The sequence below is a fragment of the Oceaniglobus sp. K40-3 genome (genome assembly GCF_055808395.1).
In genome coordinates, this window is sequence record NZ_CM147868.1 from 2,229,914 (window position 1) to 2,251,043 (window position 21,130).

Annotated in this window: 18 protein-coding genes and 4 pseudogenes; 12 read left to right on the forward strand and 10 right to left on the reverse strand. The window is 59.9% G+C overall.

The window, feature by feature from the left end:
* Positions 1–11 precede the first annotated feature (11 nt).
* Positions 12–725 (forward strand): phosphate signaling complex protein PhoU, encoded by a 714-nt coding sequence (gene phoU / locus AC0L7P_RS11565; RefSeq protein WP_473432918.1) that lies wholly within the window; start codon positions 12–14, stop codon positions 723–725.
* Between the two features lie 4 nt (positions 726–729).
* Positions 730–1,419: a phosphate regulon transcriptional regulator PhoB gene (gene phoB, locus AC0L7P_RS11570; protein WP_473432919.1), complete on the forward strand. Its 690-nt coding sequence runs from the start codon at positions 730–732 to the stop codon at positions 1,417–1,419.
* A gap of 52 nt (positions 1,420–1,471) precedes the next feature.
* On the opposite strand, the gene AC0L7P_RS11575 is transcribed toward phoB, so the two are convergent.
* On the reverse strand, positions 1,472–2,464 hold the full coding sequence (locus AC0L7P_RS11575) for an IS30 family transposase (RefSeq protein WP_473432920.1): 993 nt from the start codon (positions 2,462–2,464) through the stop codon (positions 1,472–1,474).
* A gap of 293 nt (positions 2,465–2,757) precedes the next feature.
* On the opposite strand from AC0L7P_RS11575, the gene aroQ reads away from it, so the two are divergent.
* The 3 genes from aroQ (at position 2,758) to AC0L7P_RS11590 (ending at position 4,239) form a co-directional block, all read left to right on the forward strand.
* Positions 2,758–3,204, forward strand: a complete 447-nt coding sequence (gene aroQ, locus AC0L7P_RS11580; protein WP_473432921.1) for a type II 3-dehydroquinate dehydratase — start codon at positions 2,758–2,760, stop codon at positions 3,202–3,204.
* Complete coding sequence (locus tag AC0L7P_RS11585; RefSeq protein ID WP_473432922.1) at positions 3,201–3,944, forward strand: helix-turn-helix transcriptional regulator; 744 nt, start codon at positions 3,201–3,203, stop codon at positions 3,942–3,944. Before aroQ ends, AC0L7P_RS11585 begins: the two co-directional genes overlap by 4 nt.
* Before the next feature lie 76 nt (positions 3,945–4,020).
* On the forward strand, positions 4,021–4,239 hold the full coding sequence (locus AC0L7P_RS11590; RefSeq protein ID WP_473432923.1) for a DUF6500 family protein: 219 nt from the start codon (positions 4,021–4,023) through the stop codon (positions 4,237–4,239).
* A gap of 298 nt (positions 4,240–4,537) precedes the next feature.
* Here AC0L7P_RS11590 and tsf read toward each other — a convergent pair whose 3' ends face one another.
* On the reverse strand, positions 4,538–5,413 hold the full coding sequence (tsf, locus tag AC0L7P_RS11595; RefSeq protein WP_473432924.1) for a translation elongation factor Ts: 876 nt from the start codon (positions 5,411–5,413) through the stop codon (positions 4,538–4,540).
* A 106-nt stretch (positions 5,414–5,519) separates the two neighbouring features.
* The gene (rpsB, locus tag AC0L7P_RS11600; RefSeq protein WP_473432925.1) at positions 5,520–6,302 is read right to left on the reverse strand and encodes a 30S ribosomal protein S2; all 783 of its coding nucleotides are present in this window, start codon (positions 6,300–6,302) and stop codon (positions 5,520–5,522) included.
* 312 nt (positions 6,303–6,614) lie between these two features.
* Between rpsB and AC0L7P_RS11605 the strand changes: the two genes are divergently transcribed.
* From AC0L7P_RS11605 to AC0L7P_RS11615, 3 genes and pseudogenes are all read left to right on the forward strand, one after another.
* Positions 6,615–7,502, forward strand: coding sequence for a PfkB family carbohydrate kinase (locus AC0L7P_RS11605; RefSeq protein WP_473432926.1), 888 nt, complete (start codon positions 6,615–6,617; stop codon positions 7,500–7,502).
* Positions 7,502–8,441, forward strand: a pseudogene (locus AC0L7P_RS11610) (pseudouridine-5'-phosphate glycosidase). The gene AC0L7P_RS11605 and the pseudogene AC0L7P_RS11610 overlap by 1 nt, the downstream one beginning before the upstream one ends.
* A gap of 59 nt (positions 8,442–8,500) precedes the next feature.
* Positions 8,501–9,202 (forward strand): DUF502 domain-containing protein, encoded by a 702-nt coding sequence (locus tag AC0L7P_RS11615; protein ID WP_473432927.1) that lies wholly within the window; start codon positions 8,501–8,503, stop codon positions 9,200–9,202.
* An 11-nt stretch (positions 9,203–9,213) separates the two neighbouring features.
* Here AC0L7P_RS11615 and AC0L7P_RS11620 read toward each other — a convergent pair.
* Positions 9,214–10,231: pseudogene (locus tag AC0L7P_RS11620) on the reverse strand (patatin-like phospholipase family protein).
* A gap of 1 nt (position 10,232) precedes the next feature.
* Complete coding sequence (locus AC0L7P_RS11625) at positions 10,233–11,006, reverse strand: 3-hydroxybutyrate dehydrogenase (protein WP_473432928.1); 774 nt, start codon at positions 11,004–11,006, stop codon at positions 10,233–10,235.
* Between the two features lie 489 nt (positions 11,007–11,495).
* On the opposite strand from AC0L7P_RS11625, the gene AC0L7P_RS11630 reads away from it, so the two are divergent.
* Positions 11,496–13,319, forward strand: coding sequence for an extracellular solute-binding protein (locus tag AC0L7P_RS11630; RefSeq protein WP_473432929.1), 1,824 nt, complete (start codon positions 11,496–11,498; stop codon positions 13,317–13,319).
* A gap of 110 nt (positions 13,320–13,429) precedes the next feature.
* On the opposite strand, the gene AC0L7P_RS11635 is transcribed toward AC0L7P_RS11630, so the two are convergent.
* The gene (locus AC0L7P_RS11635; RefSeq protein WP_473435447.1) at positions 13,430–14,050 is read right to left on the reverse strand and encodes a helix-turn-helix domain-containing protein; all 621 of its coding nucleotides are present in this window, start codon (positions 14,048–14,050) and stop codon (positions 13,430–13,432) included.
* Positions 14,051–14,133: 83 nt separating this feature from the next.
* Here AC0L7P_RS11635 and AC0L7P_RS11640 point away from each other — a divergent pair, with 83 nt between their 5' ends.
* Together AC0L7P_RS11640 and AC0L7P_RS11645 are read left to right on the forward strand one after the other, a co-directional pair.
* On the forward strand, positions 14,134–14,784 hold the full coding sequence (locus AC0L7P_RS11640) for a DsbA family oxidoreductase (protein ID WP_473432930.1): 651 nt from the start codon (positions 14,134–14,136) through the stop codon (positions 14,782–14,784).
* Positions 14,781–16,019, forward strand: coding sequence for a multidrug effflux MFS transporter (locus AC0L7P_RS11645; protein ID WP_473432931.1), 1,239 nt, complete (start codon positions 14,781–14,783; stop codon positions 16,017–16,019). Before AC0L7P_RS11640 ends, AC0L7P_RS11645 begins: the two co-directional genes overlap by 4 nt.
* Before the next feature lie 12 nt (positions 16,020–16,031).
* Here the strand turns inward: AC0L7P_RS11645 and hflX are convergent.
* The 4 genes and pseudogenes from hflX to trkA all read right to left on the reverse strand — a co-directional run bounded on the left by hflX (position 16,032) and on the right by trkA (position 20,558).
* A pseudogene (gene hflX / locus AC0L7P_RS11650) lies at positions 16,032–17,307 on the reverse strand (GTPase HflX).
* A gap of 2 nt (positions 17,308–17,309) precedes the next feature.
* A complete protein-coding gene (hfq, locus tag AC0L7P_RS11655; protein ID WP_102107186.1) occupies positions 17,310–17,543 on the reverse strand; it encodes an RNA chaperone Hfq in 234 nt (77 codons plus the stop codon).
* 131 nt (positions 17,544–17,674) lie between these two features.
* A pseudogene (locus tag AC0L7P_RS11660) lies at positions 17,675–19,182 on the reverse strand (TrkH family potassium uptake protein).
* The gene (gene trkA, locus AC0L7P_RS11665; protein ID WP_473432932.1) at positions 19,182–20,558 is read right to left on the reverse strand and encodes a Trk system potassium transporter TrkA; all 1,377 of its coding nucleotides are present in this window, start codon (positions 20,556–20,558) and stop codon (positions 19,182–19,184) included. The pseudogene AC0L7P_RS11660 and the gene trkA overlap by 1 nt, the downstream one beginning before the upstream one ends.
* Before the next feature lie 101 nt (positions 20,559–20,659).
* Here trkA and AC0L7P_RS11670 point away from each other — a divergent pair, with 101 nt between their 5' ends.
* The gene (locus tag AC0L7P_RS11670; RefSeq protein WP_473432933.1) at positions 20,660–21,127 is read left to right on the forward strand and encodes a hypothetical protein; all 468 of its coding nucleotides are present in this window, start codon (positions 20,660–20,662) and stop codon (positions 21,125–21,127) included.
* The last annotated feature ends 3 nt before the right edge of the window (positions 21,128–21,130 follow it).

The window sequence follows — 21,130 nt, forward strand, 5'->3', positions numbered from 1 at the left end:
GGACTGAAACGATGACGGATCAACATGTCGCATCCGCCTTTGACCGCGATCTTGAAGGTGTCACCGCGCAGATCATGAAAATGGGCGGGCTGGTTGAATCGGCCATTGCGCACAGTGCCAATTCCCTTGTGGATCGCGACACCGACCTGGCGGCCAGGGTCAGGGCAGGGGACAAGGTGATTGACGCGCTTGAGATCAGCATCAACGAAGAAGCGGCGCGCATCATTGCCTTGCGCGCGCCCATGGGCAGCGATCTGCGCATTGTGCTGAGCGTGATGAAAATCAGTGCCAATCTGGAACGCTGCGGCGATTACGCCAAGAATCTGGCGAAACGCACCAGCGTTCTGGCCGATATGCCACAGGTGGGCAGCGCCTCGCACTCCATTCGCCGTATGGCGCGCGAGGTGGAAAAGATGCTGAAAGACGCGCTTGATTCCTATATTCAGCAGGATATCGAACTGGCCGCCGATGTGCGCAACCGCGACCGCGAAATCGACCAGATGTATAACGCGGTGTTCCGTGAATTGTTGACCCACATGATGGAAGATCCGCGCAATATCACCGCCTGTATGCACCTGCATTTCATCGCCAAGAATATCGAACGCATGGGCGATCATGTGACCTCGGTTGCCGAACAGGTGATCTATCTGGTGACGGGCGACGTGCCCGAAGACCCCCGCGACAAACAGGATCGCACACCCTTTGTCAGCGAACCGAAGGGCTGAGCCGATGAGTGCTGATTTACCCCGTGTTCTTGTCGTCGAGGATGAACCCGCACAGCGCGAGGTTCTGGCCTATAACCTTGAGGCCGAAGGGTTCGCGGTGTCGCGCGCTGAATCCGGCGACGAGGCGCTTTTGCTTGTGCAAGAGGATGCGCCCGATGTCATTGTTCTGGATTGGATGCTGCCCGGCGTGTCGGGAATTGAAGTGTGCCGCCGCCTGAAAACCCGCGCTGAAACACGCGCAATTCCGATCATCATGCTCAGTGCGCGCAGCGAAGAGCTGGACAAGGTGCGCGGCCTGGAAACCGGCGCCGACGATTATATGGTCAAACCGTATTCAGTGGTCGAACTGATGGCACGGGTGCGCACCCAGCTGCGCCGCACACGTCCTGCGGCGGTGGGGCAACGGTTGGATTATGAAGATATCACGCTGGACGCTGAAACCCATCGGGTGACGCGGGCAGAAAAACTGCTGAAGCTGGGGCCGACCGAATTTCGGCTGTTGTCGACGTTCATGGAAAAACCGGGCCGCGTCTGGAGCCGGGAACAATTGCTCGACCGGGTTTGGGGGCGCGACATCTATGTGGACAGCCGGACGGTCGATGTTCACATCGGACGGCTGCGCAAGGCGCTGTGCCAACACGGCGGTGCAGATCCGCTGCGCACCGTGCGCGGGGCGGGATACGCGCTTGGGTAACGTGAAAGCGGCCAATTTTATGGATTCTCAAGTGTCGTTGCGACGGTTTCCGCTATCTCAGTTTCATCAGTTCTTCCCTGAAGGCTTCCGTTGGTGTGCGCCAGCCAAGACACTTTCTGGGCGTGCCGTTCAAGCGATCACAAATCGACTTCATATCTCGATTTGAGAGCGCGGCCACAGGCGCATCCCGTGGTAAGTAGCGTCTTGCCCGCTTGTTCAGATTTTCAACCGAACCCTTCTGCCAAGGTGCCTGTGGATCACAGAACCAAGCTTCTGTTCCGATCCCTGGCTTCAGCTTGCGCCAGTTCCTAAACTCGATCCCACGATCGAATGTGATGGATTTGCGGGCCGGTTGGGGCAGGGGTTCCATCACGCCCATGAGTCGGTTCATCAGCTGTGTTGTGCTGCGGTCGTTGTTGCGGAACAGGACGGCAAAGCGAGTCTTGCGCTCGACCAGTGAGGCGACGTTCATCTTGCCTTGAGCGCGTTCAAAGATCATCAAATCACCCTCCCATTCGCCAAAAGTCTGGCGGGTGTCAACGTAATCAGGCCGTTCATGGATTGACCGATCCGGCGGGAATACAAGGCCACGGGGCCTACGCGAATGGTGCGGGCGCCGTTTTTTACGTCGGTTTGGCAGGTAGCGTGCAAGTTCTCTGGACTGGCCATCAGGACCGTAAACATAGGCGTAGATCGTCTCGTGGCTGACACGCACGGTTTGATCTTCAAATTGCAGTCGGCCCGCAATCTGTTCCGGCGACCAACCTTCTTTGAGCTGCTTGATCACGGCTTTGCGCAGGCCAACAAGCCGCACCAGCTTGCGCCGTCGCACACGTCTTTGGATCGCAGTCCGCTGCGCAACCACGCCGTAGTATCCGTTCAGTTCCGGCAGTTCCTCATCGGTGTAGCCATTGCGCTTGATATCTCGATACACCGTCGAAACATGCCTGCCGATCTCCGCCGCGATCTCTCGCACAGGGATCTTCGCATTCAACATATCTTCAATCGTGCGCCGTTCGCGCAGGTTTAGCTCTCTATGCGCCATCTTTCATTCTCCTTGCTTTCCAGCAAGATAGGGGAAATTTCGCAACCCAGTTTAGAATGTGCCTTGACTCACCCCACAATACTTATAATCAGTATTATGTAATTTATATATGTCGATTGACGTTCTGTTAACGCCATCATGCAAGCTCCGGTAAGATAACACTGCGCCAACACTGCGCCGCTCTGATCTGTCAAAACAGTTGATCTTGGGGCTTTTTCACAAAAGTCGCTTCAAAGGGTCGACACGAGGCCATATGGGCGGCTAATTGCATGGTGCAGATAAGGAATACGCACATGTCTTCGGTCTTGATATTGAACGGTCCCAACCTGAACCTGCTGGGCCAACGCCAACCCGAGGTCTACGGTCGCACCACCTTGGCCGAGATTGAAGAGCAATGCCAAAGCACCGCTGGCGCGCTGGGGCTGGGTCTGGAGTTCGCGCAATCCAACCATGAAGGTGTGATGATCGATCTGATCCACGCAACCCGGGGCAAACATCAGGGCATGATCCTGAACGCCGGTGCCTATACACACACGTCGATTGCCCTGATGGATGCCATTTCATCTGCCGAAATTCCAACGATTGAACTGCACCTGTCCAACGTTCATGGGCGCGAACCCTTTCGCCACCAATCCTATATCGCCAAGGTTGCCGTCGGCGTCATTTGCGGGTTTGGGCCGCGGGGGTACGATCTGGCCCTGAACGCGATGGCGGGACATTTGGCAGAGGTGGCCCAATGATCGACTATCTGGAACAGGTGATCGAGGCCACATCGGTCGAGGATGTCTGGCAACTGCATTGTGACACGATGGAAACTTACGGGTTTGATCGCCTGCTTTATGGGTTCACCCGCTTTCGCACCGCCACCGGGTTTGGCGACCGCGAAGATTTCCTGATCATGACGAACCACGATAGTGATTATGCCGACAAGTTTCTGAAGGGTGGCTTGTATTTTCACGCCCCCATGGTGCATTGGGCGCTGCGCAACAATGGGGCATGCAGTTGGGGCTGGTGGGCGCAGAACGCCGACAGCCTGACCGCGAGTGAGAAAAAAGTCGTTGAATTCAATATCTCGCACGGTGTCACTGCCGGCTATTCGATCAGCTTTCGTGACGCGTCGATCCGCAACAAAGGTGCCATCGCCCTGACCGCCCGCCGCGGGATGAGCCAGGACGAAGTCGAAGAGGTCTGGCGTGTTCACGGGCGGGACATCGCCGTGATGAATAACGTAGTGCATCTGAAGCTGATCCAGCTCCCCTACTCCACCCCGGCCCGTCATTTGACCAAGCGCCAGCGCGAGGCGTTGGAATGGGTGCGCGACGGAAAAACCACCCAGGACGCCGCCGAAATCATGGGCCTGACTGCCGCAACCGTCGAAAAACACCTGCGTCTGGCCCGCGAGGCGCTGGATGTTGAAACCACCGCCCAGGCGGTTCTGAAAGCGTCCTTCCAGAATCAGATTTTTGTTCTGGAGCGTTGAAAACTCCGATCCGCTTGCGCGAAGAAGTTTCTTAATATTGACGTGTAGATATCTGATTTCAAAAAAGAAAGCCAAGATGAGATCAAGCCTCAGAACCAGGGCGATTGCGATATGCGACGACAAGATCGCCAAAAAGGGTGAAACTGTGGGGCTGTCATTCTATGCATTCTTTGCCAATAAAAATGACGACCCAGAGTGTCTGATGGAAGCGGCCGAATGGTGGATCAAGACCCACAGGCTTGATCATTTCGAAAAGGCCGTCAAAATTCGGGGCTTGATCAGATCAGGTGCATAGGCCCCGTCGCATCTGCATCGTTCCCGCAAAAAAGCACTGCAAGGTCTGCTCACAACCCTCTGAATAAGAAATACATTATCCCAAGGATGATGACAAAGGCTGTCAGGTAGGGTTCCTCCCACTTTTCCCGCGCGCCATAAGCTGCAATAGTTGTGGCGTTCCGTGAGTGGTGGCATTTTGAGCCATGGAACCGCCCTTCGGTCCGTTCAATATTTCGGGCGGACCGGGGGCACCGCGCCCGGACACGAAAAAGGCGCGCCTCGCGGGCGCGCCTTTGGAAATTGTCAAACCGGGTGGATCAGCCCTTGGCAGCCTTGGCCACTTCGGCGGCAAAATCCTCTTTCACCACTTCGATGCCTTCGCCCACTTCCAGGCGCACATAGCCGGTGATGGTCACGCCCGCCTCTTTCGCGGCGGCCTCGACCGTCAGATCGGGATTCACGACAAAGGCCTGATTCAGCAGGGTCACTTCGGACATGAATTTCTTCATCCGGCCCACGATCATCTTTTCGATCACCGCTTCGGGCTTGCCGCTTTCACGGGCAATGTCCATCTGCACGGATTTTTCCTTGTCCACGACGGCCGGGTCAAGATCGGCCTCGGACAGGGATGCCGGGTTGGTGGCGGCGATGTGCATCGCAACCTGTTTGCCGAAGGCTTCGTTGTTGCCGTTCAGCGCAACCAGAACGCCGATCTTGCCCATGCCGGGCGCGGCGGCGTTGTGCACATAGGACACGACAGTTTCACCGGCCAGGGTCGACATGCGACGCACTGACATGTTTTCGCCAATTTTGGCGATGGCGTCGGTGATCAGAGTGTCGACAGGCTTGCCGTTGATTTCAGCGGCTTTCAATGCGTCAACATTGTCCACGGTCAGGGCCACATCAGCGATATCGCTAACCATTTTCTGAAACTCGGCGTTCTTGCCGACGAAATCGGTTTCCGAGTTCACCTCAACGGCGATCCCTTTGCCACCCTCCACCTTGACAGCCACAAGACCCTCGGCAGCGGTGCGGCCTGATTTCTTGGCAGCCTTGGCCAGACCCTTGGTGCGCAGCCAGTCAACGGCGGCTTCCATGTCGCCATCGTTTTCGGTCAGCGCCTTTTTGGCGTCCATCATGCCGGCACCTGTGGTGTCGCGCAGTTCTTTCACTTGTGCAGCGGTGATTGCCATTTCCCTGGCTCCTCGAATTGTCGGTTGTTCATCAGCGGGGGCGTGGCCCGGCCCGGTATCGGGCCTGTGGCACCATGCGCCACAGGCCCGTATCGCTTGCTTTCGCTCAGCTTTCGGCGGTTGCCGCTTCCTGCTGTTCGGCAAGCACTTCCTCCACGGCGGCCTCTTCCATGGCGCCCATGTCAACGCCGGCGGCGCTCATCTGTGCCGACATGCCATCCAAGGCGGCGCGGGCCGCCAGATCGCAATACAGCGCGATCGCACGGGCAGCATCGTCATTGCCGGGAATGATATAGTCGATGCCATCGGGCGAGCAGTTGGAATCAACCACGGCAACAACCGGAATACCCAGTTTTTTCGCCTCGGCGATGGCCAGATCTTCCTTGTTCACGTCGATCACGAACAGCAGATCAGGAACACCGCCCATTTCACGGATCCCGCCCAGGCTGGCGTTCAGCTTGGTCTGGTCACGCTCCATGCTCAGACGCTCGCGCTTGGTCAGACCATCGGCGCCCTGCTCCATTTTCTCGTCGATCATCTTCAGACGGTTGATCGACTGGGAAACGGTTTTCCAGTTGGTGAGCGTGCCGCCCAGCCAGCGGTGATTCATGTAATACTGCGCGCATTTTTCGGCAGCCTCGGCGACCGGCTTTTGCGCCTGGCGCTTGGTGCCCACGAACAGAATACGACCGTTCTTGGCCACAGTATCGCGGATCACCTTCAGGGCCTGATCCAGCATCGGAACGGTCTGTGTCAGGTCGAGAATGTGGATGCCGTTACGGTCGCCATAGATGAATTGCTGCATCCGCGGGTTCCAGCGCTGTGTCTGGTGACCATAGTGAACGCCAGCTTCAAGAAGCTGACGCAGTGAGAAATCGGGGAGCGCCATGTCCATTTTCCTTTTCCGGTTTGCGCCTCGGCAGGGCCATCAGAGCAATTGCTCAACCGGCGGACCGATGCGGGATGTCTCCCCGACCGGCCCAAGCCCCACCTGTGAAGTGGGGGCGCGATACACCGGTTGCGTGCCATGTGCAAGGGCTGTGAGGGCCGAAAGCGTCGGATGCCTCCGGCGGGAGTATTTGTTTCAGTAAAAAGACGCCAGACAGATAGTGATTTCTGAACTTTTTACTGATCCAAATACTCATGTTTAGCGTCATCTGCCATCTTGCGCCCTGCCTCGGGCTGCTTCACAACACGGGCCATGACACGCCCTGACATCCTCTGTATCGGTTCGGTCCTGTGGGACATCATCGGGCTCACCCCCGCGCCCATGCGGGTGGGGTCTGACGTGCCGGGACGCATTGCGCGAATTCCCGGTGGGGTGGCAATGAATATCGCCATGACCCTGCGCCGGTTCGGCTTGACCCCGGCAGTGCTGAGCGCCGTGGGGCGTGACGCCGAGGGGGACGAACTGATTGCCGCGAGCGCGGCGCTGGGGATCATGACGGATTTCATCTATCGTTCCGGCGGTTTGCCCACCGACCGCTATATGGCGATTGAAAGCGTGGGCGGATTGGTTGCCGCCATTGCCGATGCTCATTCACTGGAGGCGGCGGGTGGTGAAATCCTGACTGCGCTGGGGGATGGGCGCCTTGGCACTTGCGCCCTGCCCTATGGCGGGATGATCGCGCTGGATGGCAATCTGACCGTTGGGCTGCTGGCACGGATCGCGCGCGACCCGCTGTTTGCTGCTGCTGATTTGCGGGTTGCCCCTGCCTCGCCCGGCAAGGCCGAGCGATTGGCGGGGCTGTTTGCTCATCCACGCGCCACCTTTTATGTAAACCTCGAAGAGGCCGGGTTGCTGACCCAAGCCGTGTTCACCGATACCCCCACGGCCGCTGCGGCGCTGATCGCGCGGGGCGCCCACCGGGTGTTGGTCACGAACGGCGCCGCGGCGGTGGCCGAGGCCGGACCGCACGGTCTGTTGTCGGCCATGCCGCCCGCTGTGACCGTTGCCCGTGTCACCGGCGCGGGCGATACGTTTATGGCGGCCCATATGGCCGCCGATCTGTCTGGGGCTGTGCCTCAGGATGCCCTGCATGCGGCCCTGACTGCCGCTGCTGACTATATTTCCAAAGGATCTGAATGATGTCGTTTCCCCTGCGTTTTTCGCCCGAAGTTCAAGAGGCCCGCGACGGTCGTCTGCCCATTGTTGCGCTGGAAAGTACGATCATCACCCATGGGATGCCCTATCCGCAGAATGTGGAAACGGCGATGCTGGTGGAACAGACCGTTCGTGATGCGAGGGCCGTTCCGGCCACCATCGCGGTGATTGCCGGGGTGATCCACGTCGGGTTGAGCGAGAGCGAGCCTGACGGCCCTTGGACAGGCGCAGTCGGTGGCCAAACTGTCACGTGCCGATCTGGCCGCCTGTGTGGCAACCCGGGGCACCGGAGCCACCACCGTTGCCGCCACGATGATTGCCGCGCGCCTCGCCGGGATCGAGGTGTTCGCCACGGGCGGTATTGGCGGCGTGCATCGCGGTGCGGAAACCACGTTTGATATTTCTGCCGACTTGCACGAACTGGCCCAGACCGCTGTGACGGTTGTGGCGGCCGGGGCCAAGGCCATTCTCGATATCCCCAAGACGCTGGAGGTGTTGGAAACCCTTGGCGTGCCGGTCATCGCGTATGGGCAGGATGCCTTTCCCGCCTTCTGGTCACGGGATTCAGGGCTGACCGCACCCCTGCGCATGGACAGTGCCGCCGATATCGCCGCCGCCCATGTCATTCGCGGGCGCATGGGCGTGCCTGGCGGGCAGATGGTTGCCAATCCGATTCCGGTTGCCGAAGAAATTCCGTCTGGCGACCTGGCGCCGGTTATTGCACAGGCTGTGGCCGAGGCCGAAGAACAAGGCATCGGGTCAAAATCCGTCACGCCGTTTCTTTTGGCACGGATATTCGAGCTGACCGAGGGGCGTTCATTGCGGGCCAATATCGCACTGGTGCTGAACAATGCCCGGTTGGCGGCGGAGATCGCCCGGGACATCGGCGTTGTGCGGGTGGGCGCGGCACAAAAGGGATCATAATGTTGCAGGATCACCGCGGAATGCCTAGATATTCACGACAGCGGCGATAATGGTAAAAGATGGCACCCGGACATAACGACGACCCCGACAGCAAGCGGCGCCGCTCGATTTTCGGGAGCCTGCGAGGCAGTTTCCTGACCGGTCTGGTGGTGATTGCCCCGATCGGCCTGACCATCTGGCTGATCTGGTCCGTTATCGGCTGGATTGATGGCTGGGTGCTGCCATTCGTGCCGCATCAGTTCAAACCGGCCACCTATATCGGTATCAATCTGCGTGGTGCCGGGGTGCTTATATTTCTGGTCTTTACCATCGTTGTCGGCTGGCTTGCCAAAGGGTTGATCGGGCGGTCGCTTATCCGTTGGGGCGAAGGGTTGGTTGATCGGATGCCGGTGGTAAGATCGGTCTATAACGGGTTGAAACAGATCGCGGAAACCGTATTCGCCCAGACTGACACATCCTTTGACAAGGCCTGTCTGGTTGAATATCCCCGGCGCGGAATCTGGGCCATCGCTTTTGTTTCGACGGCTGCCAAGGGGGAAATCGCCGCCCGCATCCCCGCCGATCAGGGTAAGGTTTCGGTGTTTTTGCCCACCACGCCAAATCCGACATCGGGCTTTTTGCTGTTCGTGCCCCGCAGCGAGGTGATCGAGCTGGACATGAGCGTCGAGGATGCGGCGAAACTGGTGATTTCCGCCGGCCTTGTTTACCCGACCCCCAAGGTTGTTCCGCCGCTTGTTCTGTCCGAACGCGCAGCGGAATAACACCGCAGACGTCAGCCGAACATCTTTTCCAGATCGACGGTGCCGATCCGGCCCAGGTTGCCCCTGTGGGTGCCCAGAAACTGATCTGCGGCACGGCGCCCGGCCCGGTGAAGGCGTGACAGGATAACCGGCGTGGCGATGGTTTTTGTCGCCACCCCCAAATCGTTCATCAACGCATCATCCGCGATCATATGGATCAGAACCCGTTTCATCGCCCCCGGCGGCATCTTGCCCGCATCCAGCAATTCCTGAACGAAATGCACCGCGCGCAGTTCGCGCAGCAAGGACGTGTTAAAGCTGATCTCGTTGATCCGGTTGACGATCTGCTGGGGCGTTACCGGGATCGCGGCACGTTCAATCGGGTTGATGTTCACCACGATGATGTCATCGGGAAACCGGGTTTCGTACAGCGGAAACAGCGCCGGGTTGCCAGTATAGCCGCCATCCCAATAGGCCGCGCCATCAATTTCAACCGCGCGGAACATCGTTGGCAAACAGGCCGAGGCAAGGATCGCATCGGTGGTGATTTCCGCGCCACTGAACACCTTGATCTTGCCCGTGCGCACATTGGTGGCCCCGACAAACAATTCAGGGCCTTCACCGGCGCAGACATGTCCAAAGTGAAACTGATCCACGATTCGGCGCAGAGGGTTTTCCAACCCCGGCCCCAGGGAATAGGGGCTGGCAACACCGGTGGCCGCCTCGGTCATGAGATAGGCGGGCGAAGACTCCATCATCGCGCTGAACATCTGGGTTGGCGGCGCGAGCGAGGCGAGCCCAGTCGGCCACCCCCATATCGTTGACCCCGCTCACCTGCCCCCAGAGCCAGTTGAGATTGTCGCGCGCCCCCTGTCGCCCCCCGGCAATCATCCCGGCCTTGAGCGCGACGCCATTCAACGCCCCCGCAGAGGTGCCGGAAATGCCCGCGATTTCGATATCGTCGTCCTCAAGGATGCGATCAAGCACGCCCCAGGTGAACGCGCCATGGGCGCCCCCGCCCTGAAGCGCAAGGTTAACGCGTGTCACCATCCTAGCTTGCCGTCCAGCCGCCATCGACGCTGATTTCCGTGCCGGTGATCTGATCGGCGGCGGCGCTGCACAGAAACGCGGCGGTGCCGGCGATCTGATCGATGGTGGCAAAGGTTTTCGACGGCTGGCGATCCAGAATAAGGTCACGCTCAACCGTTTCGCGGTCCAACCCCTTGCTGTTCATCAGGTCTACAACCTGTTTATCCACAAGCGGTGTCATCACATAACCGGGGCAGATGGCGTTGCAGGTGATCGGTTGTTCGGCGGTTTCCATGGCCACGGTCTTGGTCAACCCGACAATCCCGTGCTTGGCCGAAACATAGGCGGATTTGAACGCATGGGCGCGCAATCCATGGGCGGATGCGATGTTGATCACCCTGCCCCAGCCGGCCTTGCGCATCATCGGCACCGCCACGGCGCTGGTGTGGAACGCCGCACTCAGACATATCGCGATGATCGCGTCCCATTTTTCGGTGGGAAAATCCTCGATCGGGGCGACATGTTGAATGCCGGCGTTGTTGATCAGAATATCGCAGGTGCCTGCCTCTTCGATCAACCGGCGGGCGGCATCGCCCCTGGACAGATCCGCCGCGATATAGCGCGCGCTCACACCGTGCTCTGCGGCAAGCTCTGCGGCCAGAGCGTGGTCTTCCTCGCGGTCGGTGTATGAGTTCAGCACCACATCCGCGCCCAGTTTGGCAATCTCATGGGCAATCCCCAGGCCGATGCCAGAATTGCTGCCGGTGATGATGGCGGTTTTACCTTTAAGTTGCATGTCGACTCCTGGGTGACGGTGATTTCGCGCATCCTAGCGGGCATTGCGGCAATGACCATGGGGGCGCAACAGATTGTGAACCGCTGCCTGCACGCAAAAGGCGATTCGCCGCCATATCAGGCAGTTGCGCAGCGCGCTGACGCGCGGTTCCCCGATCATTGAGCGCCGCCGTCACCACCATCGCAGGCATCGGGCGCCATACCCGAAAATCGGGCAAATGCTCTTGTGTTAAAGGGTTTTTAAACTTGCTGCCCTCTGCGCCATAGGTTCAGAACACCGAACAAACCTGCCGGATCAAACGAAAAAAAACGCCCGCACAAGGCGGGCGTTGAGTTATTGAGGCAGGTTTCATACAGGCAAGAAACCTATCGAGCAGTGACACTGTTATACCTAATTCCGCTGCGGCATCCAAGCTAAAAGTTTGAAAGCACAGGAATACCCCCTTACGGTCGGTGCAAATAATCAGGGACCGAAAGGACAAACCCGAAGATGAGCATTCATCGTTTCCACTTCCTGCGCAATACGGGCCTTGCCCTTGTTGCCACTCTTGCCGCCGGTCTGGCCCATGCGGAACCGAAACATGGCATCGCTATGTATGGCGAACCTGCCAACCCACCGGATTTTGTGTCTCTGCCTTTTGTGAACGCCGATGCCCCCAAGGGCGGGCGCATCGTTCAGGGCGAGGTGGGCAGTTTCGATTCCCTCAACCCGTTCATCCTCAAGGGCACCACCCCCTGGCAGCTTCAGTTCCTTGCGTTCGAAACCCTCATGGGGCGCAGTTATGACGAACCCTTCACGCTCTATGGGCTTCTGGCCGAATCGGTTGAAACCGATCCCGACCGCACATGGGTGGAATTCACACTCAACCCAGCGGCGAAATTTTCCGACGGCACCCCGGTCACCGTGGAAGACGTGATGTGGAGCTATGAGACCCTCGGCACCATCGGCCACCCGCGCTATGCCGGGACATGGGCCAAGGTCGCCAAAATGGAACAGACCGGCCCCCGTTCGGTCAAATTCACCTTCAACGTGCCGGACCGCGAACTTGCCCTGCTCATGGGAATGCGCCCAATCCTGAAAAAGGCCCAATGGGAGGGCAAGGATTTCGCCGCCAGCGGGATTGATGATGTCCCCATCGGCAGCGCGCCTTATGTGATCGCCGATTTTGATCCGGGCCGTTTTGTGCTGTTGAAACGCAACCCCGATTATTGGGGCGCTGATCTGCCATTCCGCAAGGGCACCAACAACCTTGATGAGGTGCGGATGGAGTTCTTTGGCGATGGCACCGCCATGTTCGAGGCGTTCAAGGGCGGTCTTCTGAACACCATGCGCGAAACCAACGCCGAGAAATGGAAAACCCAATATGATTTCCCCGCCGTTCAGTCGGGCGATGTGGTGAAATCCGATATTCCGCACCATCGCCCCTCGGGCATTCAGGGGCTGGTGATGAACACCCGCAATCCAGTGTTTGCCGATTGGCGCGTGCGCGAGGCGCTGATTCAGGCGTTCAATTTCAAATTCATCAACCAAACCCTGAACGGTGGCGCCAATCCCCGCATCACCTCGTATTTCTCCAACTCGGAACTGGGAATGAAACCAGGGCCGGCCCCCGCCCCCGTGCGCGATCTTCTGGCCCCCTATGCCGAAAGCCTGCTGCCCGGTGCCATTGATGGTTATACCCTGCCTGAGGGGGACGGATCTGAACGTAACCGCAAAAACGTCGCCCATGCGATCGATCTGATGGCAAAGGCCGGCTGGACCATTCAGAACGGCCAGATGAAAGATGCCCAGGGGCGCCCGTTCACCTTTGAAATCCTGCTCAATCAGGGGGCGAACGAACCGCAACAGATCATTGATCTTTACGCCTCGGCGCTCAGCCGCATGGGGATTACGCCGACAATCACCGCCGTGGACAGCGCCCAATACAAGGAACGCACCAACCGTTTCGATTTTGGCATGGCCTATTACATTCGCGGGCTGTCGCTGTCTCCGGGCAACGAACAATTACTGTATTGGGGGGCAAAGGCCGCCGATACCGAAGGATCGCGCAACTGGATGGGCATGAAAAGCCCCGCCGCCGAAGCGATGATTGACGCAATGCTGAACGCCCCCGATCACGATGGTTTCGTCAATGCCACCCGGGCGCTTGACCGGGTGCTGACCTCGGGGCGCTATGTGATCCCGATCTGGTTCAATCCGGTGTCCCATCTGGCCCATGCCAAACAGTTGAAATATCCAGAAACCATCCCGATTTATGGCGATTGGCAGGGGTTTCAGCCAGACATCTGGTGGTGGGATGAGAACGCCAAATAACCGCCCCCTCAACCAAGGTGTGCGACGCATTGACCGCGCAACCCTGGCCACGGGCGCCAGCCAAACATGTCGTGCGGCCCAACGGGCCGCGCCGCCGGATCACGCCACGCTTATTCCAGCGACGTGACCCAAAGGATCGTCGCATCGTCGACGCTGGTTGAAATCACGTTATGCCCCATGGTCGCATCGTAATAGGCGCTGTCGCCGCGACACATCTCGACCGGTTCATAAAATTCCGAACACAGCCGGATCGTGCCGGTGAGGACATACAGAAATTCCTCGCCGTCGTGGCGCACCCAGCCGTCGAATTCCTCAAGGCTGCGCGCCCGGATCGTCGCGCGATAGGGCAGCATCCGCTTTTTCGTCAGCACCCCGGCCAACAGCTCGTGCTCATAGGTGGTGGTCGCATGACCGGCCCCCTGCCCGTTCAGCGTCACCGCCATGCGCCCGTTCACCTTTTCGCCCCGGGGCGGCGTGAACAGTTGCGGCACCGAAATTTCCAGCCCCCGCGCCAGTTTCTTGAGCGCGTCATAGGTGGGCGACATCTGACCGTTTTCGATCTTGCTCAGGGTCGAGCGGGCCATCCCGGCCTGTCGCGCCGCCTGTTCCAGCGTCCAGTCGCGCGCCCGGCGCAGATCGCGCACCCGGGCGCCCAGATCAACCGGGTGTGCCGTTTCGGTGCTGCCGTCGCTGCGCGCCAGCTTGATGATCGAAGGTTGGCTCTTTTCCATAGCCGGGTTATAGGCTGAGCGGTCCAAGACGCGCAATGGCGATGCCTCTGCCCCTGTCCCCTGCACATCTGAAAGGAATCGCCATGACCACTGTAAAGCTCGACATCATTTCCGATCCGATCTGCCCGTGGTGCCTTATCGGCAAGACGTGGCTGGATCGCGCCCTTGAACAACGCCCCGATCACCCGTTCCACATCGAATGGCACCCGTTTCAGCTCAACCCCGACATGCCGGTCGAAGGGATGGAGCGGCGCGCCTATCTTGAGGCGAAATTTGGCGGGCGCGACGGCGCCATCCGCGTGTATTCGCAAATTGAAAAGGCTGCCGAACAGGCAGGCATTCAGATTGACTGGTCGAAAATCACCCGCACGCCCAACACCCTGAATGCCCACCGCCTGATCCATTGGGCCGGGCTTGAGGGGCGCCAGACAGCGGCGAAAAGCGCGCTGATGAACGGGTATTTCCGCGAGGGGCGCGATATTGGTGACACGGGGGTTCTGCTTGATATTGCGGAAAAGATCGAACTTGATCGCACCCTGATCGAACGGCTTCTGGCCTCTGATGCCGACATCGACGACATTCGCGCCCGCGAGGCGCACACCCGCGAACGGGGTGTTACCGGGGTGCCGACCTTCGTGTTGAGCAACCGCCATGTTCTGGCCGGTGCGCAATCCACCGATCTCTGGCTCAGCGTGCTGGATGACATCGCGGCGCAAATGACGGGCACGCAATGAGGGCGCCGACACGCGCCCTTTCAAAGGGCGAATTCATTGCGCTGATGGCGGTGACCATGGCGACGGTGGCCTTTTCCATCGATTCCATGCTGCCGGTCCTGCCCGAAATCGCCGCCCGCCTCACCCCCGAGGCCCCCAACAACGCCCAGTTGATCGTCACCGCCTTTGTGCTGGGCATGGGGGCGGGCACCTTCGTTTCCGGGCCATTGTCCGACACATTGGGGCGCAAGGCGACCATTCTGACCGGCTTTGCCATCTATATCATGGGAAGCATTGCGGCGCTGTTTGCCCCGACCCTTGAAACCCTGCTGCTGGCGCGCCTTGTTCAGGGGTTGGGCGCCTCTGGCCCGCGGATCGTGTCGGCGGCGATCATCCGTGACCTTTATGAAGGGCGGCGGATGGCACAGATCCTGTCTTTCGTGATGATGATCTTTATCATGATTCCCGCCATTGCCCCGTTTCTTGGTTCCCTGGTGATCGGCGTTTTCGGCTGGCGCTCCATCTTTGTCGTCTTTGTGATTTTCGCCCTCATTGCCGCCAGTTGGATGACCACGCGACAGCCTGAAACCCTCCCCCGTGAACGGCGCCGCCCGTTTCGCGCCGGCCCCCTGCGCGCCGCGTTCATCGAGGTGCTTTCAAACCCGATGGTGCGCATCTATATCGCGGTGCTGACCCTTGGGTCGGGTCAGATGTTCGGGATGCTCAGTTCAATCCAGCAGGTGTTTGATATCACTTTCGATCTGCGCGAGAATTTTCCGCTGTTCTTCATGTGTATCGCCCTGCTGTCAGGCACGGGCACATTGCTGAACGCGCGGCTGGTCATGCGGCTGGGCATGCGCCGTCTGGCCATTGCCGCCTATGCCACGCAAACGGTGCTGTCGACCGTGCTGGTGCTGATCAACCTGTTGGGGCTGATGCCCGATGCGCTTGCACTGCCCGCATTTGTGCTTTGGGCGGTGTCGGTGTTCTGTATGGCGGGGCTGACCTTTGGCAATCTCAACGCGCTGGCCCTGCAACCCATGGGGCATATCGCGGGCATGGCCGCCTCGGTCGTGGGGGGTGTTTCCACGGTGCTGGCGGTGCTGATCGCGGTGCCGATCGGGCTGGCCTTTGATGGCACGCCGGTGCCGCTGATGGTCGGCATCCTGCTGTGTTCCGCCACCGCCTGGTGGCTGATGCGCAAATCGCGCGAGGCCGATCCGACGCCAAAGAAAACCATCCCGACGCCGGGGTAACGCCGCCGCGCGTTACAGGCTGCGGAACTGGTGTTCCTGGCGCGGGGTCCACAGGACATTCAGGGTAAACCCTTCATCGGTCTGGGTTTCCGCCTCGACCACGCCCTGTTCATGCAACCAGGCCCGTTTGCGCCCTTCGCTAAAGGTCAGCGACAGGGTGCGCGCGCTGCGTTCGTCATCCAGCGCGCCTGCAATCGCCTCATAGAACACCTCAAGCCCGGCGCCGGTCAGGGCGGACACGGGCAGCACATCGTCGCGCCGCGCGGCAAGGCTGTGCAGGGCATCGCGGGCATCGGGATCAAGGGCGTCGATCTTGTTCCACAGTTCGATCTGCGGAATGTTGTCCTCTACGCCCAGTTGTTTCAGAATCGCGCGCACGTCGGTGGCCTGTTCCTCGGTGTTGGCATGGGCAATGTCGCGGACATGACAGATCAGATCGGCGCCCAGCACCTCCTCCAGCGTGGCGCGGAATGCCGCCACAAGCTGCGTTGGCAGGTCGGAAATGAACCCGACGGTATCGGACAGGATCACCTTTTTGCCCGAAGGCAGTTCAACCCCCCGCATGGTTGGATCGAGGGTGGCAAACAACATATCCTCGGCCATCACCGACGCCCCGGTCATCCGGTTGAACAGCGTGGATTTTCCGGCGTTGGTATAGCCAACCAGGGCGACCACGGGAAACGGCACCTTGGCCCGTGCGGCGCGGTGCAATTCGCGGGTTTTTACGACCTTGGCCAGTTGTTTTTTCAGCCGGGTCAATTGTTCGTCAATGGCGCGCCGGTCGGCCTCGATCTGGGTTTCGCCGGGACCACCGACAAAACCAAGCCCGCCGCGCTGCCGCTCAAGGTGGGTCCAGGCGCGTACAAGGCGGGTGCGCTGATAGGACAGCGCCGCCATTTCCACCTGCAACACCCCTTCACGGGTGCGGGCGCGATCCGAAAAAATTTCAAGGATCAACCCCGTGCGGTCCAACAGTTTGACCTGCCATTCCTTTTCAAGGTTGCGCTGCTGTACCGGTGACACCGGCCCGTCAATCAGAACCAGGCCGATGTCCGCGTCGTGCAGGCGCGTTTTCAATTCGGCAATCTTGCCCTTGCCGAACAACATGCCGGGCTGCACCTTGGGCAGGCGCACCACATCGCCGCCCACCACATCCAAATCGGGCAAGGCAGCGGCCAGCGCCGTTGCCTCGTCCAGCGCCACGTCAGGGTCGCGCCGGCTCGCGGTCGGATTTGATGTCGGGATGCAGCACCCAGGCGCGCATCGCCTGAACACCGGTTTCATCCATGATTATTCTTCACCGTCATACAGATTGATGGGCGAAGCCGGCATGATCGTGGAAATCGCATGTTTATACACAAGCTGCGACTGGCCATCGCGGCGCAAAAGCACGCAAAAATTATCAAACCAGGTGATAACGCCCTGTAATTTCACACCGTTGATCAAAAAGATCGTAACCGGAACCTTGGTCTTCCGTACGTGATTCAAAAACGCGTCTTGCAAATTCTGTCTGTCGCCAGCCATGTCCCCGTCCAAACCTTTATTCTTGGCCCGCCACAATAGCAGGCAATCTTCAAACTATGCCAATATGATCCGGGTTTACCGGAGAATCCAGAGCAAATAGAAGCCGGGCGCAAAACTGCGCAACCGGCGTGTCACCGGCGCCAGAAATCGGGGTTCAGCAGGGCAATCAACGCCAGGGTTTCCATCCGCCCCAGCACCATGGCCGCCGCAAAAATGAACCGGGCAGCGCCGCCAAGGTCGGCCATGGCGATCGGTTCGGCCGGGGCCAGCGTGACAAGCGGGCCAGTGGTGGACAGCGCGGCAATGGTCAGAACGGTGGCGTTTTCAAAATTGATCCCGGCCAGCGACAGCGCCACCATGACCAGCGCGATCGACAGCGCGAACAGCATGAAAAACACCCATGCCACATAGGCCCCCTTGCGCCGGATACGCCGCGCCACGGTACCGGCCCCCCGACAGATGTGGGATGGACCAGCTTTTCCATCTCGCGCACCCCGTGTTTGTAAAGGGCATAGATCCGCAACAGTTTCACCCCCGCCGTGGTGGCCACCCCGCCGCCGATCAGCGCCAGCCCCATCAGCACAAGCCCCGGCGTTTCCAGCCCCGACCAGAATTGGGCCGTGTCCCAATCGGCGCTTTCAAAACCTGTGGTGGTCAGAAACGAAAGGGTGGTGAACACCGCCCCCCAAAGGGCGCGTGCGGCACGTTCCGGGCTGATCTGGCCGTCGATCTCATAGGCCGCGACCCAATGGCGCAGGAACAGAAACAGCGGTAGCGCGATGATGCAGAACAGCCCCATCTGAAGTTCGGGATCGCCGCGCAACCGGTCAAACCCACGCGCGGCGCCTTCGCTGGAAAAGGTCCGGCGCGATACGGCAAAAAACAGAAAGACAAAGACCAGCATTTCCCCGGGCATGCCGCCATCGCCCCCCTGCCCGGTGGTGATTCCGCTGGTGGCCAGCGTTGACATGGCCCGGCAAACAGCCGCCAGAGGCGTTTCGCCCGCCATCAAAAGGCCAATCCACAACACCAACGTGAGGCCACAATAGATTGGCCCGAGGCGCGCTGTGAACCGCACCAGACGTTGCGAACCGTCGGCAACCCGGGTGATCTGTGATGCGGCGGGGCTGGTGCCGTCACCGATCCCGCCATCCGACAGCACCTCGAATCCGCCAAGGTTCATCGGGGCAATCAGCGCCACAGCCGACACCCAGACCAAAAGCCCGCCCATCCAACCGACCATGGCCCGCCACAGGTGCAGCGTATCGGGCAGGCGCGCCGGATCATACAGCGTGGCGCCGGTGGTTGTCATGCTCGACACCATTTCAAACCACGCGCTGGTAAAGGTCGTGTTGTCCAGGCTTTCGGAGAACGGCACCGCCATCAGCGCCGGTATCAGGGTAAAGGCCGACACCAGGGCAATCAGATAGCCCCGCGCACGGCGCCGCACGATCATGCCATCAGTGGCAAACCCCACCAGCCCGGTGATGATCATGAACAGGATGCAGGAATAAAAGAACGCCCGCGCCACATGCATGTCTTCTACCGCATAGGCATGCAGTGCGGGCACGATCATGGCCAGGGCCGCGAACCCCATAAGCACGACAATCAGCGGCAGGCGGGATACAAGGCCTTGCATCAGAAGAAATCAATACTGACCTGAAACAGCCGCTCTACCTCGGGGACATCGCCCGCCATGGCAAACAGCACGATCAGATCACCCTCTTCGATCCGGGTGCCGCCCTGGGGTGTGACGACGGTATCGCCCTTTTGCACGGCCCCCACCAGAACCCCCTCGGGGAACGCAATATCGCGCACCAACTGCCCCGCGATGGGCGAGGTGGACAACACCTGTGCCTCGATCACCTCGGCCTCGGCATCGCCGATGGAATATACCCCGCGCACCCGGCCTTGCCGGATATGGCGCAGGATGCTGGAAACCGTGGTAGAGCGCGGGTTGATGAAGGCATCAATATCAAGCGGCCCCATAAGCGATTGCAGCGTCGGGTCATTCACCAGACAGATCGCCATCTTGCAGCCCGCCGCCTTGGCCCGCACCGCCGCCAGAACATTGACCTTGTCGTCATCGGTCACGGCCAGAACGGCGTCGGCCTTGGCGATGCTGGCCTCGTTCAACAGTTCCATGTTCAACCCGTCACCGTGCAAAACGATGGTCCGCTCCAGCATGTCCGCCGCCCGTTCGGCAATGGCGCGCGAGCGTTCAATCACCTTGACGCGCACCCGCTCGGTCCGCTTTTCCAGCGCCGAGGCCACGGAAAGCCCCACGTTGCCACCGCCAACGATCACCACCCGATGCTGTTTGGCAAAGCTTTTGCCAAAGATTTCAAGGGTGCGGTTTACGTCATCCCGGTGGGACAGCACATAAATCTGATCGTCGGCGAACAATTGATCGCCCGCGACAGGGGCGAACAGCGCATCCTTGCGGCGCACCCCCACAACGATGGCGCGCAGGGTGGAAAACAGATCGGTCAACTGGCGCAGGGGCGTGTTCAGAACCGGGCAATCCGCATCCAGCGCGATCCCCAAAAGCTGGGTCTGCCCGCCCAGAAAGCTCTGCGTGTCAAAGGCGACGGGGGCCGCCAGACGGCGCAGGGCCGCCTCGGCCACCTCGCGCTCGGGGGAAATCACCACGTCGATCGGCATGTGATCGCGCCGGTACAGATCGGAATAAATCGCGGTAAGGTAACTTTGCGAGCGCAGCCGCGCGATCTTGCGCGGGACCGAAAACACCGAGTGCGCCACCTGACAGGTGACCATGTTCACCTCGTCGCTGTGGGTGGCGGCAATCACCATATCCGCATCCCGCGCCCCGGCCCGGTCAAGAATATCGGGGTAGGACGCGAACCCGACGATCCCCTGCACATCCAGGGTATCGGTGGCCCGGCGCACCAGATCGGCGTCCTTGTCCACCACGGTCACGTCGTTGCGCTCGCCCGACAGATGCTTGGCAATCTGCCAGCCAACCTGCCCGGCCCCGCAAATGATAACTTTCATCTGTCCACTCCCTCGGCCTGATCGCACTGGACAGACCCGGCGTTCGGTGAAACCGTTGCACTTCGAAGGCTCACTCATCGCAAGACAGGCAGGGGGACGCAATGAAAAACCGGATGATTGCCGCTCTTCTGGTCACACTCTCGGGCTGCGCGCCCTATTCGGGGTTTTATCAGGCGGGTCAGACCATGACACGGTTAACCGCCGATCAAACCCGTTGCGAGGCGCAGGGCGCGCGCGATGTTCCGCCCAACACCCAGGTGCGCACCACGCCAGTACAGGTGATCCCGGGCAAAACCATCTGCAACGCCGATGGCCGCTGTGTGACCGGCGCTGCGCGGGTGGTTGGCGGCGAGGTGTATTCCTATGACGCCAACACCGATCTGCGCAAACGTGTTGTCGGGCAATGCATGAATGACAAAGGATATCAGCGGGTTAACATCCCCCAATGTTCGCCCAAGGTCACCCGCGCCGCAGCAGGACAGGCACAGCGCGTTTTGCCGCCCCTGAGCGATGACCTGTGCGCCGCCAAGGGGCAGAATCGTGGCGTTGTGTTTGTCAGGACAAAATAGCCG